Here is a 15,943-nt window from a genome sequence, read left to right as displayed (position 1 = left end):
GCGGTCCTCTCCCACGGATCCGGCGGGGACAGCGGGGTCAGTGGGGTCAGCGGGGTCAGCGGGCGAGGGAGACGGCGAAGGGCTTGAAGCCGTGTCGGCGCAGGACGTGGGGCACGACCAGGATCATGGCCTCGGTCGCGCGAGCCGTGGTGACGTCGCCGAGGTCCTCGATCCATTCGGGACGCCAGCCCAGGTCACCGAGCAGGCCGGTGACGGTCTTCTTCGCGCTCTCGTCGTTGCCCGAGACGTAGACGGTCGGTGGAGTGGCGAGGGTTTCGGGGGCGGTCATGACCATGAACAGCATGGTGTTGAGGGTCTTGACCACGTGGGTGTCGGGGAGGGCGGCCTGGAGGTGTTCGGCGAGGCTGCTGTCGGGATGGCACAGGTCGCCGGGCAGGCCGTCAGCGGAGTCACGGGTGGCGTTGGAGACGTCGATGAGGATCTTTCCGGCGAGTTCTGTTCGCAGGCCGGCGAGGCGGTCGAGTGAGCTGTCTCCGGGCGTCGCGTTGATCACGATGTCCGCGGTGCGGGCGGCGAGGCGCTGGTCGGCGAAGGAGATACGGGGGTCCGCGCCTTCGGTGACCGCGGTGGTCTCGTCCGTCGGGCCCCGGCGGCCGAGGATGACGTGGTGTCCGGCCGCGGCGAGTTTGCCGGCGAGGTTCGTCCCGACGCGGCCCGCGCCCAGGATGCCGATGCTGGTCATGAGGTGGTGCTCCTTGCGGTATGGGGTGGGTGAAGAGCGGAGGTGTGCGGTCAGGCGATGGGCGAGAGGACCTTGAGGGTGGCGGCGTGGATGCCGGGGGCGGCGGCCAGGAAGTCGCGGCTGCCGGTGTTCCAGGGTTCCCCCGCCAGGTCGGTGACGGTGCCTCCGGCCTCGGAGACCAGCAGGGCGCCGGCCACCAGGCCGGAACGGACGTCGGAGAACTGCCAGAACGCGTCCATGCGTCCGGCGGCGACGTGGATGAGCTGCATCGTGGCGGGAACGGACACGCGCACGACGAGGCCGTTGATGAGCATGGCGGTGACGGAGTCGCCGATCCGGCGGAAGGTTCGCTCGTCCTCACCGGGCTTGGCCTGCCCGGTGCCGATGAGCGCGGCGCCCACGTCGGTCTTGGCGGACACCTTCAGCGGTCGGCCGTTGAGGTGGGCACCACCGCCGGCGATGGCCGTGTAGGTGTCGCCGGTCAGCGGCAGGTGCACGACGGTGAGTACCGGCTGGTTCTCACGGACCAGCGTGGCGGTCACGGCCCAGTCCTCCATGCCGTGGACGTGGTTGATGTTTCCCTCGGCGGGATCGACGACCCACCACTCCCCGGCCGGGAGCGCGCCGCCGGCCAGCTCGTCCTCGGCCCACTGCGATCCTCGCCGGGCCCGCAGCAGCGGCTCCCTCAGTACCTCCAGCACCGCGTCGTCGTTGGCGTGGATCTCCTCGACGACCTCGTCGAGACTCACTCCTCGGGCGTGGGAGGTGTAGCGGTCCCGCAGCGTGAGGCCGGCGACCTTGACCGCCGCGGTCACGTCGGACAGGAGCGTGGTGCGGGCGTCGAAAGGCATGGCTGTGCTCATGATGAGCTCCCCTGGTTCGATTCTTGCGGGGCGGCCTGTGCCGTACCCGCACTTCGAAGTTAGGCCCACCGATGGTTAACAACAAGTGCATGCTATTCAGTCATAGAGTTACTCTCATGCAACTGGATTTGAACCTGCTCACCGCATTGGACGCCCTCCTGGAAGAGGGCAGTGTCGCCGGCGCCGCGGCCCGCCTCCATGTGACCGCACCGGCGATGAGCCGTTCGCTGGGCCGCATCCGCAAGGCCACCGGAGACCAGATCCTGGTCCGCACCGGCCGGACCATGGTCCCCACCACTCGCGCGCTCGCCATGCGAGCCCAGGTCCACGCCCTCGTACAACAGGCCCACCAACTCCTTTCCGCCCAGCAGGAACTCGACTTGGCGACCCTGGAGCGGGTGTTCACCGTGCGCTGGCACGACGCCCTGGCCGCCGCCTGCGGCACCGCCCTGATCACCGCGGTCCACCGCCGGGCCCCAGGCGTCCAGCTGCGCCTGCCCGCCGAACCCGGCACGGACACCCCCGAACTGCGCCGGGGCGAGGTCGACCTCGAATCGAGCTCCGGCCCTCCGACGCTTCCCGACATCCGCCATCGCCTCGTCGGCAGGGACCGGTTGGTCGTCGCCGTACGCCCGGGCCACCCGCTCATCGAAGGCCCGCTGAGTCTCGAACGCTACGCGGCCGCCGAGCACCTCACCGTTTCGCGGCGCGGCCGCCTGCACGACCGGATCGATGACGCCCTGACCGCGCGCGGCCTCGAACGACGCGTCGTTGCCGCCGGACCCACCACCACGTTCGCTCTGCGACTCGCGCTCGGCACCGACCTGCTCGTCACACTTCCCGACGCGGTGACCCGCGCAGACCGGGAGCAACTCGGCCTGATCACAATGCCGTTGCCCCTCCAGCTGCCCGACGTCCCCCTCTACTTGCTGTGGCACCAGCGCTACGACGACGACCGCGCCCACACCTGGCTGCGCGAAACGGCCGCCGAGACCGTCCAGGCGCTGTTCGGGGCACGGACCATCGCGTAACACCCGTGACCGACCGACCGACCGGACAGGCAGGGCGGGGGGTCGATCAAGTCGAGCCGCGACCCGGCAGGCCACGTGTCGTCGGCCTGAGGGCACAGGTCCCGGCCGGGTCCGAACTCACCGGCGCGGCATCGCATCAGGCGCTTGACGAGGCGCAGTCGCGTCGGCCCTGACATCGGCCGCGGCGGCCATGAAGGCGCGCCAGGAGTGCACGCCGCGGTAGGAACCGATGCCGCTTCGCGGGCGACCGTTCACCACCGCCGGGACACCGAACCCCCACGTCCCGCGCGTAGTGCGGGAGGATCAGCCAGGGACGGCGTCTGCGGCGCATGCGTGGCGCCACGCTTCGCCAACTCAACGGGCCCGTTCCAAACACCGGATCGGGTTGTGACGTCCCCAAGTCGCTTGTGCCAGTGGAACCACAACGGCAAGGCCGGTCATGACCCCGGCTGCAATCCAGTACCTCGTGCTCTGCCCCAGTATCAGCACCGCTACAACTCCCGTACCGGCGCCCGAACTCAGAGCGAGGCAGGGCCACCACGCCCTCCGCCGCAGCAACCCGGGCGCGGAGTAGACGGTCACGACGAACCCGGTGAACGCCGCCAACTCGTACCACCCGCCTCCCTCGGGAAGACTGAGGCCAACCCCGCCTCCGGGCCTGCTGTTCCGTTCGAATCCCAAGTGGACAGCACCCGCCACCCCCCAGAACAGCGCACCCGCACCCAACCCGCCCATCACTGCCCGCCACCCCTGGTTGATCATCCACCGGACGCTACAGTCCAAGGCCGACCCGGGCACGTGCTGGGGATACGAACGGTCGACGGTGGAGACCCGTCCCGAAGGTCCCGAACCATCGCGGTCCGATGCCTCCACCGCCGCCTCGGCCGCCGGGCCGGTGTGGAGGAAGGGAGTTCGGGTTATCCGGCGGGTTGGTGACGGCAGGACAGGGTGCGGGGTGTCCCGGGCGGCCTGCACGGGCTGACCGCCAGCTCCGCGTGCGGCCGGCTACGGCGCAGGAGACTCTTCGATGTGTTGTTCCAACCGTTCCTTCGCCGGACGCGAGTCATGAGACAGCTCCCATGTGGTACGAGCCACCCTGGTGAGAGCAGCGGCCGCGATCAGCACCGTGAGGATCCGCCAGGGCAGCCACTCTTCCTCCAACGACCAGGTCCCGAAGGCAACAAGCACGAACCACCAAAGCGCCGTCTTCCGCACCCACAGCTCAGCCCAATCCCCCACTGCACATACCTCACCCACGTCATTTCCGGCCCACGAAGACAACATGCAAGGTACCGCGTCGCGTCGGGGAAGTTCTCGGTCACGGCCGTCCCTTGGGATGCGGTTGCTGGGATGCGGCTCTCGGTTTCGAGCGTCAGCCATGGCCCACGGCTCGGTGCACCCCGAGCACGTTGCCGTCTCCGGGGCGCGGTCACCGTCCCGTCGCCTCGTTCCCATACGGTGCGCCGGTACAGCTGCCGACGTGTCGTGGAAGTGGGAGCGATGCGCACGGTCTCGGGGCCTTCGGGCACAGACGTGTTGAAGCCGCACATGGGTGTGTGCGACGTCGTGGTGATCGGCCTCGCGTCGATGGTCGGGGCGGGCGACCGCCCGCGACCGCCGACGTGCGCACTCGGCGGGAGGAACCAAAACCCACCTGCCGGGGCCGATCCCACCCAGTCCCAGCCGCGGGGCCGCCCGGGCGCCGGTCCAGCCGACCGATGATGGACCCGAGCCGCCCGGGTCCGACATCGGTGGCACAAGCCCGGGCCGTCCGATCCGTACCCACCCCTTCAGGAAGTTGAGGTTGGACGACAAACTTGGCGCATGCGATACGAGGAGAAGGCGAAAGTCACCGCCGCCAGAGCCTTGGTCCCGGTGGCCATCCTTCTCACCTCGCCAGTGCTACTGGTAGCCGGCGCGTCCGTCCGCCGGCGATACCTCCGCTTCGTCCACCGGGATGGTGCCCGAGCGACCCTGGACAAGGAACAGGGTCAAATCAGTGTCCACTGGTTCGTGGTCACGAGCCCACTTCTCGCGTGGCTCTGCCACCCCACAGAGGCACTTGCTCGGCTCATCCGGCACCGAGGTCGAACGGCAAGCTGAGTGCCTGGGCTTGAGCCATGACGGTGCGACGGGACGAGCCCCTTGCGAGCCCCGCCGGCAGGCATTCTCCCGCCCTCCGCACCAACTCCACCACACGGTAGGCAACTTGCTTGGCCGGACGGGCTGGACGTCGCCTGGAACGGGCCGACGCGGCACACATACGCGGTCTCCTACCGAGCGTTCGCCCCTCGTCAGACCCGCTCGCCTCTCACCGGTCCTCGCGTCCCCACATTGCGCAGGCGTTCAACCTACAGATCGCGCAGAGGGATTCCTCAGCATCTGATGGACATCCGACCCCGCGGCGAATGGCAGGTCCGCTACGCGACGCCGATACCTGTCACACACCTCCGACAAAGCATCTCCGTCCCGGTGTCCACGAAGGTGCAGAAATTGACGTACGGCGGCGGCAGCATCACCTACACGTAGACCGGTTCTGGAGAAGAAAACCGAATTCGCCGCCCAAAGTCGGTAACCGAGATCGCGAATCCCGGTCGGATGGATCGAAGCCCTGGAGGTGAGGTCCACAAAAGGCGGCAGATAGGGTGCTCGGGTGATGAGGCCCCCGGAGTCCTGAACCACCAACCCACTGTCGTCGGCGCCCACCAGGAGGTCTCGCAGATCGATGAGATCCAAAGGTCGGGACTTTCCCGGCTCGATTTCGGCCATCAGAGAAATGGTACGCGATATCTCTATGCCGGCTCCTTCGAGCAACCCCGAGGCATGGCCTATGCTGGCGCCCGTCCAGATGTCATCGTCCATGAGGACAACGGACTTGGCCGCAATCGACGCCACTTGCTCTTGTTTGCTGCGCCATCCTGGGCGCGCCACCATACCGTGCGGATGCAGCTGCCTGTCGAACGGATGGAAAAGCCGCGATATGGCCAATCGATGGGTTGCCGGAGTCGAGGTGTCCAAGGAGACGACGACGTTACTGGCACAAAATTCTTCGGCTATCTGCCTCTGCTTTTCATGGCTCAGGAGATCGACTACGATCCTGCGCTCTCCGGTACCGTGCAGGGCAGCCCGTATGCTGTGGAGAGCACTGTCCTTGAACTCGGCCAGGGCAGGCTCCATGATTTCTTTGGGAACCGAATCACGCCACCGTTTTGTCGCCCAGTCCAGATCGTCCCTGACTGCGTATCGGCAAACGACTTGTGCGTTGCCGCCGTCGCCACGCCGGCCGGGTGCATTCTGCGCTGCAGGAGTTTCCGCCCGCGCACTGCGGAGTTTCGTGGAGGACATGAGAGTCGATCTGGAAAAGGCGGGGCCGATAAGCACTCGCTTTTCATTCAAGGCAGGCGCCATTCCGGGGTCACCGCAGACTTCAGAAATCTGACGTCCATGGTTTCCTCGCGCAACAATCACGCAGCGGCCCTGTCTGACAAAGCATCGCGCAAATTCGGAGTTGTCGGCCCCTACGACCAACACCACGTCACAGTTTGCGTCCCAGGAGTGACGCAGATAGTTCTGCAGGCGCAACAGGACCGTCGTGAAGTTCACGGGGTTGGCCACCCATTTTGACTCCCACGGGCAAGCCATGATCCAGTCATGCCGCGAGACCATTTCGGCAACAAGCGCGAGTCGCTCGTCCGCCGACGCCGCTTCATGGGAAAGCTTGGCAGACACATACCGATCGTGACTGGGTGAGAGGTAGGCTCCTGCTACATGTTCTCCATTTGATTCAAGCACACGACGTGCGCTCAGGAGCATGTCCATATGCCCCTGATGAATCGGCGAGAATGCTCCGGTGGCCAACAGGACGAGCGGCCTGGTTTCGTTTGGACTTCTGGTCAGTTTATGAGTGGGCGTACAAAAGAACGGGGTGATGTTTTCCTGCTGCAAGTCCGCCCGTGTCGACCCGTCATCAAAATATCCGGCGCCCTGCAGCTCGGCTTCGCCCCACTCCGCGATCACGTCACGGTAGAAGGGGTCATGCCATGCATGATCCTCTCTTGCAAGCACATCCATCGATGACGCGAGCACCACGTGGGCCCCCTGGGAGACAGTCATTTTCCTATTGCTTCAGGCGGACCCATTGGCTCATAGAGCACATCGGTTCTAAGAATTGTTTTCGCTCCCTCAAGAATGGGGGCGGAGTCGTGAAGCGTGCGATGCCAAAAGAGAAGCGCATCGCCCGGTTCGGGGTGGTGGACAGCCACTACCTCATCGGGGCTCGCAACCCGGGACCAGTCCGAAAAGTCTCGTTGCACAAAGGGGAGGTCGCCCTGCCGGTCTCTGATGAACCGCGTCTCGCCCCCCTCTGCCTCGTAGGACAAGTAGACGACAACGCTCAAAAGGGTTCGCGTTCCGTCGGGGGCAAGGTAAGGAGAATCATAATGCGGCACAAGCAGTCCGCCGCGTTCATATTTTATGAATCGCATGCGCGGGTTAACGGATACCGCTCTCCACGACCTACCCTCTGAATCGGTCGGGTCATCAGGACTTACTTCGAGCGACAAGCACGATTGCAGCCTGAGGTAGAACTCAGCCGCCAAGGCCTCGGAGTCGGTTGTGGCGCGAAGTGAGCCAACCGGGTCCCCCTGCGAATAATTCGCGAGAATACCGTCTCGGCCGGTCGGCACGAAGTGTTGGTTGGCGAGCTCGGCCTCCAGGAGTTTCACCTCGACCGGGGTGAGAAAATTTCGGATCACTTTGGCCCGGCCTTGCGGAATTTCTGATACCGCCGGGACCCAAGCATCATTGACGGAGATGCCGCGCACTGTATTTTGAGCGAGGTCAAATGGGTTGACCGCCATTCCGGACACCTTCAGCCCTTCGCCGTAAAATATCCGTGGCCGTGACTCCAGCCACCGGGAACAGCAGCGGGCAGCACATTGATATGCACGGCTTGACTGCCGGCTACATACTTGTGCGCATTGAAAGCGTGGAGGGATTCCAGGCGCTTGGCCAGTTCTGCGAATTCGATGCGGGCTGCTTCCGGCCAACGCTCTGTTTGTGACTCCCTCCAACTCGACGAAGTCGTGAGCCAGTTGAGATAAAGCTCGACGAAGTCGTACGAAGCCCCGAAGACAGCTTCGTCCGGGCGCCCGTCATACATGTCACCTGTAGGAACGGCTTCAATTACGGAGTGGGGCAGCTTCAGGTGGCGAGCCACTGCGTAGACTTCGCTTTTATGCAGGTCGCTGATGACCTGCACGTCGACCATCGCGTCGGAAGCCTTACCGAAAAAGCCCAGGTAGGCGCCTTCGTCGCGATTCGTTGTCCCCAGCACGATCGCGGCATGTCCGCGCTCGGCGAGCGTGCTGGCGGTGTAATAGAGGGCCGGAGTCCGTATGTAGCTGGCAAGTTGCCCCGAGGCCCAATTCTCGCCGGCATGAGGCAAATCCGCGTCCACTGCACCCTTGAGGGCAGCATGCGCTCCTGTCAGGTCCACCAATATGGGGGTGAGGCCCAACAAGTCACATATCTCCTGGCCGCGGCGCACTCCCTCGGCTTGCCCCGTGGCCGCAGACGCATCGTTGATAGGCGCCAGAACCGGAACGATCTCGACCAGCGGCGAGTCAGGCATCTTACGGGCGGTCTCCGCGAGAGCGAGGACAACAGCCGAGTCGACACCACCGGATATCCCCACCACGAGGGAGTCGAGGTTGTTTTGCCGCAGGTACCCGTTCAGGACTCGACACTTCTTACGGACATAGTTCGCTGCATCAAATGCTCGGACCGAGCGGAATTCAGAAAGGCAGGTGGACAGGATGGTGTGCAGCGGAGAAGGCGGAGGCGGACTGGCGTGGCGCATGAGACGTTCCTAGCGGGAGGGAATTTCGGGAGCAGTATCGCGTGACTCTGATTGCGACACCTGAAGTTTTCGTGGACGGCCAAACCGCGCGAATCCGCGAATCCGGATGCGTTGAACCAGGGTGCGGCGCGTCGACGACGACAGTTCTGTGAAGGCGTAGCGCGGAGAGGTGCTCATACGAACCATGGAAGCTCGCGGCGTTCCGGTTCGACTGATGCAGCCTGCCTCGCACGTTGTGACGTCACGGCAGCGAGGCTCGTCGTGCCCGACGCCCAGGGCCGCGCGGGCGCTCCTCCGAGGGAGCCCATGGCCACGACCGCACCACGACGCCGCGGACGCCCGAGCGTTGTGGCTCAGGTGCCCCTCACATCGAACACGGGCCAGGTAATGCCACGACACTGAGACGCTTTCCGCCGCTTCGACGGCGGGTTCGGGCAGGAAGCGTCAGATCGGCGGGGGCCCGACGCCGCCGGTGGTGGCTTCCTCCATTGCCATCAACTCCGCCTCCTGAATGCCCAGTTACCCGTAGACCACCCGCAGCGCGTTGGCGGTGTCCAGAAGGCCTCGCGGCCGTGCGCGCGGCGCCGGATCGAGGCCCCTGGGGACCGGTGTGATGGGGGCGCGAAGATCGATGCGCCGTTATCGTCATGGTGACGAGATTAGACCCTGGTGTCCCCGTGAGGCAAGCTGCCCGTCCAACGCCTCGCGCGGACGCGATCGGAGCCGGACGACGCCGCCCCACCCCGGCGCACGGGAAGCCGGCCGATGTCGATGTCGATGCCGCTGGTGCTGGTGCACGGTCTCCCCCGCCCGAATCGCTCGGGCGGCTCTCTCCTTCAGCCGCGGTCGCCGCATGGGAGTACGTCGCCGTACGTCCGCCCGCGTCCGCCTGCGTCCGCCCCACGATCGCCGTTCCGCGCCCGAGCCGGCCTCTGGACCCGCGCGTTGACGGTGGTGGATCCCGAGCCTCGGCCGCGCTGCGCCGCTACCGCTTCGAGGGGATACTGGGCCGAGGTGGGCGCCTCCTGACCACACCCCCGGATGACGCGGCGCCCTGGAGGTTCCATGCGCAGTCAACGGATCGCTCGCCGGACCGGACTCCTCGTCTCGGCGGGAACGACAGCTCTGATGCTTGTGGTGGCCCTGCCGACCTCGGCCTCGGCAGCCGTCGGCGACGTTCAGGTCGTCCTGGGTGAACCGGGCAAGGAGGGGCCCATCATCGGCGCCCCCCGCAAGCTCGTCCAGAGCCCCACGGACGGACACTGCTACACGGTCAAAGAAGTCTTCCCCGAAGCCCCGGAGGGCAGCTACTTCCGTTCTGTGTCCAACCACACCAACACGTCGGTGTTCATCTACGAAGCCGACGCGTGCGCGGGTGCTCCGCGTGACCGGACGCCCATGGAACCCGGCAAGGTCATCATCGGCCTCCCCCTCCGCTCGTTCAAGATCGTTCCAGCTCCCGTCCTGAACCCCGAGGACTTCAAGACTTCGGCACCCTCGGCGAGCTAACGCTGTCGCCGGGAGGGTTCGCCGGGACCTTTCCGGTCACAGCACCCGACGCCGCCTGAGGCGCGCACGGACGCCCCGCAGGATGACGGCCGGCGTCCGCCGCCGGAGGCAACTCCGGCGGATTCGGCTGTCGCCAAGCGCGCCCGTAGCCCTCGTGGAGTCACGCCGGTTGTCCAACTGTGTTGCACGGGGGATCACATGACCATCGGCGTCATACGTACGGCCGCGCAGACCGTCGGCCGGCGTACCGCATTGCGCTACCTGGCGATCGGGGCCGGCGCGGCGTTCCTGGCGGCGTGTACGGGCAAGGACAAGCCGGCGACACCGGCCTCCGCGACCCCACCCCCGGCCGACACGCCCTCGACAGGAGTCCCGAGCTCCTCTCCCCCCGCCCAGACCGCACCTTCGAAGTCCTCCGGTGGGCAGGGCGTGATCGAGCGTTCCGTGGAGGCATTCCTCACGGGCACCTGGAGCATCCGGCCCACCGGGCCCGGCGGCCAGGTCCTTCGGGGCCGGGCGACCGTGCAGGGCCAAGAGGAGGCGAACGGGAGGTGGACCATCGATTGGGAGGGTGAGGCCGGCACCTGGAACGGGGCTTCGTCTTCCGCCGCGACCGTCTGATGATGCAGGTCAACGAGGGTCCCAAGCAGGGCGCCAAGGGCGCCGCCTCCGCGCACGACGTACCCGGCAAGGTGGTCGACGGCTTCGACCTGACCCTGCCCTGGCAGCCCCCGGAGGAGACCGGCACCGGCGACGGCGACCGGGCCCCGCCGCGCGGCCGGCGGGAGTCGGTCCGAGCGTCTCTTGTGCAACACCTCGCCGACCGGACGGAGGTCGCAACGAGCGCGGTCCCGAGGGTCGTTGACGTGCTCGATTCGTAAACGGCCCTGCTCGTCCCTGATCCACCTCCTGGGCGGAGTATGGGCGTTTCAGTAATGGCCGAGGTGCGCGCGCTCGCGCTCTTCCTCATGGGCGTGAACGCCTCGCTGTGCGGCGACACTTGACAGGTCGAATAGTTAGCCACCATATTACTTCCATGACGAGGAACGGCGACGCCGACGAGGCGCCCACGCTGGAGCAGGCCAGGCGGCAGGTCGAGCACTACGGACTGCGGGCCGACCCGCAGGCAGTACTGGTCGCGGTGCGGCTGATCTCGGCCGGTGCGCGGGTCGGTCGGGCGGCCGAGACGCACTTCGCCAGGTTCGGACTGTCGACCGGCCGCTACCGCCTGCTCGCCGACCTCGAAGACCACGGCGGGGAGAAGTCCCCGTCGAGCCTCGCAGCCGATCTCGGAGTCACCAGGGCCACGGTCACCGGCTTGCTGGACGGCCTTGAGCGCGAGGGGCTGATCGCCCGCCGGCCGTCCACGGAGGACGGTCGCGGAACGGTGGCCGTCCTGACCGCGCGGGGGGCGCAGCGGCTGCGTGACATGGCCGCCGAGCATTTCGGGCGGCTTGAGGCGATGGTGAGCGGACTTTCCGTCGAGGAGCGCACCGTGTTCCTGGAACTGCTCGCCCGTGTCGTGCGCGGCAGCGAGGCTCTGGTCGCCGACTGAGGCGATCGGGGCCGACCGGCCCCGACCTCCCGGCGGGGTTTTTTTCGACCCAATAGTTAGGCACCTAATCACTTCGACGGAATGAATCCGCCGATCCGGCCGGCCCTCCCCTCCGCTTCCCCGCCCCCGCGCTCGCGCTCTCGGGAAGGCGGGGACGAGAACGAGAAGAAGGACAGCATGCACCCAGCGAAATCCCGGACCGGCCGAAACCGGGCCGACTCCCGACCGCCCCGACCGCCCCGCCCCGCCCGCCCCTTCGCCCTGTGGCGCGAGGTGTTGACCGCCTACGCCGCCCCGGCGTTGACGGCCGGTACCGCCGGGGTCATCACAGGGCAGCGGGACCTGGCCGTGGCCGCCTGCACCTCCATCGCCGGGACCTCCGCCGTGGTGGCGTTCCTGATCGGCACCTGGCTGCGGCGCGGCGGACGGCCGCGGCGGTGGACCACCACCGTGCCGCGCGGTGTCCTGACCGCCGTGCTCGTCATCGCGACTGTTGGGACGGCGGGCGCCCTGGGCTGGTTCACCGCCGAGTGGCTGCCCGCCCACACAGCTGTCCCCGCCGCCCCGTGGCTGGAGCGCCTGCGCGTCGACCTACCGGTCTCCGCGGCCCTCGCCACCACCATCGTCACCCTGCGCTGGCGCGGCACAGCGGCGGCTTCCCTGACCTAGGGCCCGCACCACCCCGGGACCACAGGCTCGCCCCGGGTCGCCCCCGCCGTGGAACCCGACGATCTCGAACCCCGGGCCCCCGCGAACCCGCCCCCGACCGAGTCCACTCCGGCAGCGCCCGCCGCCGGGACCCCATCAAGGAACGAGTACACGATGATCGTCGTCATGGGAGCGACCGGAGCCACGGGCAACGCCCTGCTCCGCAGCCTCCTCGCGCTCGGCATTCCCGTCCGCGCACTGACCCGGAACCCGCACCGGCCCGTCCCCGGCCTGACCGGCGCTCACCTGCCGCCCGTCGAGGTCCATTACGCCGACGCCACCGAGCCCCACTCCCTGCGCACCGCGTTCAAGGGCGCGGACCAGCTCTTCCTCGCCATGGCCAACGGCCCGGAACAGGTCGAACTCGAATCGCGTGTCATCGACATCGCCGCCGACACCGGTATCCGACACATCGTCAAGGTTTCCGCACCCGCCGCCGAACCGGACTCTCCCGTGGCCGTCTCACGTGGACACCACGCCGTCGAGGAACACCTGCGGGCCGGCGGCCTCCCCCACACCATCCTGCGCCCCTACGCGTTCATGCAGAACCTCCTGCGCCTGGCTCCGACCGTCGGACAGGGGCTCATCCTCGGAACGACCGGCGACGCCCCCTGCAACCACATCGACTGCCGCGACATAGCCGATGTCGCCGCGGCGGCCCTCACCCGGCCCGAGATCGCAGGCGGCGTCCACACCCTGACCGGGTCCGAAGCCGTCTCCTACCCGGACATCGCGCGACGGCTGAGCCTCCTGACCGGCCGTCCGATCCGCTACGTCGACCTCTCCCCCGACGAGCTGCGCGACCATCTCGTGCACCGCGCCCGCATGCCCGGATGGCTCGCCGAGCACGTGACGGAGATCCAGCGGCTGGCCGTTGCCCGACCCGAAACCCCCACCACCACCGTCGCCGACATCCTCGGCCGCCCGCCCCGCGGCCTCGACGCCTTCCTCGCCGAAAACCGGGACCGTTTCCGTCGGGAGGACGGTCCCGACCCGGACCGGAGGAGGACGACGGGGAGCCGCTGACCGGGTTCGGCGCCGGCCGGGTTGCCGCAGGTGGTGCGCCACCGCCCGCGCGGGACGCCGTAGCGGGTGGGGCGGCCGGGGGCGGTGCGACGGCGCGTCCCGCTCGGACCGGAGCGTGCCCTCGTCCGCCCCTCCCCCTCGTGCTCGCCCACGCCGATGCGGCCGCCCGCGGCGTGGAATACCTGGGCGGGTTCGGCCGCGATGCGAGCGCCGCCCAGGAGCTCCGGGCCGCCTCGGCCCGGCCCGGGAACGCCCGGCGGCGGTCCGGTGGGCGAGCGGACCGCCGCTCCCGTGCCGGCCCTTCGGGGCCGGTCGGTCACGGCGACGGGGCGAGCGCGGGCGGGTAGTCCGGCAGGTCGATCGCGTCGGCCGGCGGGGTGAAGAACCTCGACGCCAGACCCCCCAGGCGTGCGGCGGCGGGAGTGCCGGCGATCCTCAGGACGGTGTTCATGGCGGCGAGCCCGGTACGGCTGCGCGGGTTGGCGATGCGCGGTGCGCCGGGAGGGAGTTTCTGCGCCCGGTCCACGTACGGACGCATGACCTCCTCATAGCGGGCGAAGGCCGTGCGGTGCGGACGGGTCGCGAGTTCGCCCGCGAGGACGTAGGCGCCCGTCAGTGCCAGGCTCGTACTCATCCCGCTGATCGGCGAGGCGCAGTACGCCGTGTCCCCGAGCAGCGCCACCCGCCCGGAGGACCAGGACGGCATACGGGCCTGACCCACGGCGTCGAAATAGAGCGGGGCGTCGTCGAGGGCGGCGAGCACGCGGGGCGCGGCCCAGCCGACGTCGGCGAAGGTGCGGCGCAGGACCGTGGTCTGGCCGTCGCGGTCGAGCTCGTCGAGGCCCCGGACGTCCGACAGGAAGGCGAGCGTGGCCCGGACGGTGCCGAGGTTGTCCGGTCGCAGGGTGATGCTGCGGCCGCGACCGGCGCTGTGCCAACGCCACAGGTCGGTGTCGTCGTCGGTGCGGGCGAGGGTGAGGTAGGCGACGTAGAAGCCGAGTTCGCGCACCGCGTCGACGCGCGGGAAGACCAGGGACCGGGTCCGGGAGCGCAGGCCTTCGGCGATGACGACGATGTCGAACCTGCGGATCGCGCCGTCGGCGAAGGTGACCGTTACGCCGTCGTCGCCCTCGCCCTCGTCGAGGGACACGATCCGGTTGCCGAAGACGTACTCGGTCCGGTCGCGGGTGCGCTCGACGATGATGCGGGAGAGCTGACCCCGGAGGATTTCCAACTCGGCGGTCGCACCGCCGGAGTCGGATGTTCCGGCAGCGAAGCGGGCGAGCGAGGTGCCGGTCGAGTCGACGAACTCCGTACCCGTCTCGCCGGTCGAAGCGGCTCGGACGGCGTCCTCGATGCCCATGCGGCGGGCGACCTCGCGGCCGGCGCCGCGGATGTCGATGTTCTGACCGTCCTCGCGTAGCTCTGCGAAGCGCTCCACGACGGTGGTCCGCCAGCCGTAGCCGTTCAGCCACCAGGCCAACGCCGGGCCGGCGATGCTCGCTCCGGAGATCAGGACGGTGGGCGTGCGCATGAGGGCCTCCACCCGCTTTCGTCGTTCGGTCGGCCGAGGCTACCCTCCCGGCCCCGCACGCCGGGGGTGCCGGTGCGGGGCGTCGCGGACCAGGCGGGAAATCACCGGATCCGGACGGTGGCCCGGACGCGCACCGGGTTCTCGGCGGGCGCCCTCGGAGCAGGGGATCAGCCGCTCTTGAACACCGGGTACGGAACGTAGGTCTGCCGGTCGGGGTCCACGGCGAGCCGGCCTCCGGCCGGCGGCCTGGCCCGCTGGGCGCAGTCCCGGCGTTCGCAGATCCTGCAGCCGAGCCCGATGGGCGTCGCGGCCGACGGATCGGCCACCGCGAGGCCTTAGGTGTAGACGAGCCGGGACGCGTGGCGGAGCTCGCAGCCCAGCGCGACGGCGAACTCGGCCCGTCGTGCGCGATGGCCGTGGCCGCCCCGGGTCACGGTGCGGGCGATCCAGAAGTACTTCTTCCCGTCGGGCATCTCCGCCACCTGGGTCAGGATCCGGCCGGGCGCGGAGAACGCCTCGTAGACGGTCCACAGCGGGCAGGTGCCGCCGAGGCGGGAGAAGTGGAAGTCGGTGGCCGACTGTCGTTTTGCGCTGAAGGGTCCCCTGCACGGCGGCGCGAACGAGGCGGTCATGCACATGCTGCGGGAGATCGGCGACCCCGAGCACGCCGCCGACTGGCTGGACCGGGCCCTGGCGGACGAGCGCAGGATCATGGGGTTCGGCCACCGGGTCCACAAGCACGGCGACTCCCGCGTGCCGATCATGCAGGAGGCCACCGACCGGCTCGTCGCCCGAGCCGGAGACCCCGGGGCCACCACTCTCGCCGCCCTGCACGCGGCCCTGCGTCACGCGATGATCGGCCGCAAGGGCATCCACCCGAACCTCGACCACCCCGCCGCGCTCGCCTACCACCTGATGGGCTTCGACGTGGCCATGTTCACGCCGCTGTTCGTCATGAGCAGGGTCACCGGTTGGACGGCCCACATCACCGAACAGCTCGCCCACAACGCGCTGATCCGCCCGCTCGGCATCTACAACGGTCCGGCGCGGCGCCCGCTCCCCCAGGCGGTCTGAGACCCGGACCGATCGAATGCCGGGGTGCGGGAGCGACCGGTGGTGGTGGGCTCCCGCAGCCCGGAGCGGTGCGCAACGGC

13 protein-coding genes and 2 pseudogenes are annotated in these 15,943 nt (G+C 68.4%); 8 read left to right on the top strand and 7 right to left on the bottom strand.

Going from position 1 to position 15,943, the window contains the following annotated elements; genetic code table 11:
* Window positions 1-55: 55 nt before the first annotated feature.
* Both NOD94_RS01075 and NOD94_RS01070 read right to left on the bottom strand, forming a co-directional pair.
* Window positions 56-703: an NAD(P)-binding domain-containing protein gene (locus NOD94_RS01075; RefSeq protein WP_281203745.1), complete on the bottom strand. Its 648-nt coding sequence runs from the start codon at window positions 701-703 to the stop codon at window positions 56-58.
* Window positions 704-753: 50 nt separating this feature from the next.
* Window positions 754-1,566: an inositol monophosphatase gene (locus tag NOD94_RS01070; RefSeq protein ID WP_281203744.1), complete on the bottom strand. Its 813-nt coding sequence runs from the start codon at window positions 1,564-1,566 to the stop codon at window positions 754-756.
* A gap of 116 nt (window positions 1,567-1,682) precedes the next feature.
* Between NOD94_RS01070 and NOD94_RS01065 the strand changes: the two genes are divergently transcribed.
* Window positions 1,683-2,597 carry a LysR family transcriptional regulator gene (locus tag NOD94_RS01065; protein ID WP_281203743.1) on the top strand — a complete coding sequence of 305 codons (915 nt, stop codon included), beginning with the start codon at window positions 1,683-1,685 and terminating at the stop codon, window positions 2,595-2,597.
* A gap of 2,346 nt (window positions 2,598-4,943) precedes the next feature.
* Here NOD94_RS01065 and NOD94_RS01060 read toward each other — a convergent pair.
* Genes NOD94_RS01060 through nadE form a run of 3 tightly spaced genes read right to left on the bottom strand, consistent with a single transcriptional unit; the run spans window position 4,944 to window position 8,457 of the window.
* The gene (locus tag NOD94_RS01060) at window positions 4,944-6,710 is read right to left on the bottom strand and encodes a hypothetical protein (protein ID WP_281203742.1); all 1,767 of its coding nucleotides are present in this window, start codon (window positions 6,708-6,710) and stop codon (window positions 4,944-4,946) included.
* Window positions 6,707-7,456 carry a 2OG-Fe(II) oxygenase gene (locus tag NOD94_RS01055; RefSeq protein ID WP_281203741.1) on the bottom strand — a complete coding sequence of 250 codons (750 nt, stop codon included), beginning with the start codon at window positions 7,454-7,456 and terminating at the stop codon, window positions 6,707-6,709. The genes NOD94_RS01060 and NOD94_RS01055 overlap by 4 nt, the downstream gene beginning before the upstream one ends.
* 11 nt (window positions 7,457-7,467) lie before the next feature.
* The gene (nadE, locus tag NOD94_RS01050; RefSeq protein ID WP_281203740.1) at window positions 7,468-8,457 is read right to left on the bottom strand and encodes an NAD(+) synthase; all 990 of its coding nucleotides are present in this window, start codon (window positions 8,455-8,457) and stop codon (window positions 7,468-7,470) included.
* 1,065 nt (window positions 8,458-9,522) lie between these two features.
* Here nadE and NOD94_RS01045 point away from each other — a divergent pair.
* The 6 genes from NOD94_RS01045 to NOD94_RS01020 all read left to right on the top strand — a co-directional run bounded on the left by NOD94_RS01045 (window position 9,523) and on the right by NOD94_RS01020 (window position 13,255).
* Window positions 9,523-9,966, top strand: a complete 444-nt coding sequence (locus tag NOD94_RS01045; RefSeq protein WP_281203739.1) for a hypothetical protein — start codon at window positions 9,523-9,525, stop codon at window positions 9,964-9,966.
* 198 nt (window positions 9,967-10,164) lie between these two features.
* The gene (locus tag NOD94_RS01040; RefSeq protein WP_281203738.1) at window positions 10,165-10,587 is read left to right on the top strand and encodes a hypothetical protein; all 423 of its coding nucleotides are present in this window, start codon (window positions 10,165-10,167) and stop codon (window positions 10,585-10,587) included.
* Window positions 10,588-10,589: 2 nt separating this feature from the next.
* A complete protein-coding gene (locus tag NOD94_RS01035; RefSeq protein ID WP_281203737.1) occupies window positions 10,590-10,847 on the top strand; it encodes a hypothetical protein in 258 nt (85 codons plus the stop codon).
* A gap of 155 nt (window positions 10,848-11,002) precedes the next feature.
* The gene (locus NOD94_RS01030) at window positions 11,003-11,521 is read left to right on the top strand and encodes a MarR family transcriptional regulator (protein WP_281203736.1); all 519 of its coding nucleotides are present in this window, start codon (window positions 11,003-11,005) and stop codon (window positions 11,519-11,521) included.
* Window positions 11,522-11,698: 177 nt separating this feature from the next.
* Window positions 11,699-12,190, top strand: coding sequence for a hypothetical protein (locus NOD94_RS01025; protein WP_281203735.1), 492 nt, complete (start codon window positions 11,699-11,701; stop codon window positions 12,188-12,190).
* Between the two features lie 153 nt (window positions 12,191-12,343).
* A complete protein-coding gene (locus NOD94_RS01020; RefSeq protein WP_281203734.1) occupies window positions 12,344-13,255 on the top strand; it encodes an SDR family oxidoreductase in 912 nt (303 codons plus the stop codon).
* 316 nt (window positions 13,256-13,571) lie between these two features.
* Here the strand turns inward: NOD94_RS01020 and NOD94_RS01015 are convergent, their stop codons facing one another.
* Together NOD94_RS01015 and NOD94_RS01010 are read right to left on the bottom strand one after the other, a co-directional pair.
* Window positions 13,572-14,789 carry an FAD-dependent monooxygenase gene (locus NOD94_RS01015; protein ID WP_281203733.1) on the bottom strand — a complete coding sequence of 406 codons (1,218 nt, stop codon included), beginning with the start codon at window positions 14,787-14,789 and terminating at the stop codon, window positions 13,572-13,574.
* Window positions 14,790-14,956: 167 nt separating this feature from the next.
* Window positions 14,957-15,379: pseudogene (locus NOD94_RS01010) on the bottom strand (DUF2083 domain-containing protein); the annotation flags it as partial.
* Here NOD94_RS01010 and NOD94_RS01005 point away from each other — a divergent pair.
* Window positions 15,378-15,863: pseudogene (locus tag NOD94_RS01005) on the top strand (citrate/2-methylcitrate synthase); the annotation flags it as partial. The pseudogenes NOD94_RS01010 and NOD94_RS01005 overlap by 2 nt on opposite strands.
* Window positions 15,864-15,943 lie beyond the last annotated feature (80 nt).

This window comes from Streptomyces sp. Isolate_45 (assembly GCF_024721315.2).
Classification (GTDB): domain Bacteria; phylum Actinomycetota; class Actinomycetes; order Streptomycetales; family Streptomycetaceae; genus Streptomyces.
This window is presented reverse-complemented; position numbering and strand designations above follow the sequence as displayed.

Coding starts and splice junctions, on each gene's coding strand:
- NOD94_RS01075 (WP_281203745.1), bottom strand. CDS start 703: ATGACCAGCATCGGCATCCTGGGCGCGGGCCGCGTCGGGACGAACCTC.
- NOD94_RS01070 (WP_281203744.1), bottom strand. CDS start 1,566: ATGAGCACAGCCATGCCTTTCGACGCCCGCACCACGCTCCTGTCCGAC.
- NOD94_RS01065 (WP_281203743.1), top strand. CDS start 1,683: ATGCAACTGGATTTGAACCTGCTCACCGCATTGGACGCCCTCCTGGAA.
- NOD94_RS01060 (WP_281203742.1), bottom strand. CDS start 6,710: ATGACTGTCTCCCAGGGGGCCCACGTGGTGCTCGCGTCATCGATGGAT.
- NOD94_RS01055 (WP_281203741.1), bottom strand. CDS start 7,456: ATGGCGGTCAACCCATTTGACCTCGCTCAAAATACAGTGCGCGGCATC.
- nadE (WP_281203740.1), bottom strand. CDS start 8,457: ATGCGCCACGCCAGTCCGCCTCCGCCTTCTCCGCTGCACACCATCCTG.
- NOD94_RS01045 (WP_281203739.1), top strand. CDS start 9,523: ATGCGCAGTCAACGGATCGCTCGCCGGACCGGACTCCTCGTCTCGGCG.
- NOD94_RS01040 (WP_281203738.1), top strand. CDS start 10,165: ATGACCATCGGCGTCATACGTACGGCCGCGCAGACCGTCGGCCGGCGT.
- NOD94_RS01035 (WP_281203737.1), top strand. CDS start 10,590: ATGCAGGTCAACGAGGGTCCCAAGCAGGGCGCCAAGGGCGCCGCCTCC.
- NOD94_RS01030 (WP_281203736.1), top strand. CDS start 11,003: ATGACGAGGAACGGCGACGCCGACGAGGCGCCCACGCTGGAGCAGGCC.
- NOD94_RS01025 (WP_281203735.1), top strand. CDS start 11,699: ATGCACCCAGCGAAATCCCGGACCGGCCGAAACCGGGCCGACTCCCGA.
- NOD94_RS01020 (WP_281203734.1), top strand. CDS start 12,344: ATGATCGTCGTCATGGGAGCGACCGGAGCCACGGGCAACGCCCTGCTC.
- NOD94_RS01015 (WP_281203733.1), bottom strand. CDS start 14,789: ATGCGCACGCCCACCGTCCTGATCTCCGGAGCGAGCATCGCCGGCCCG.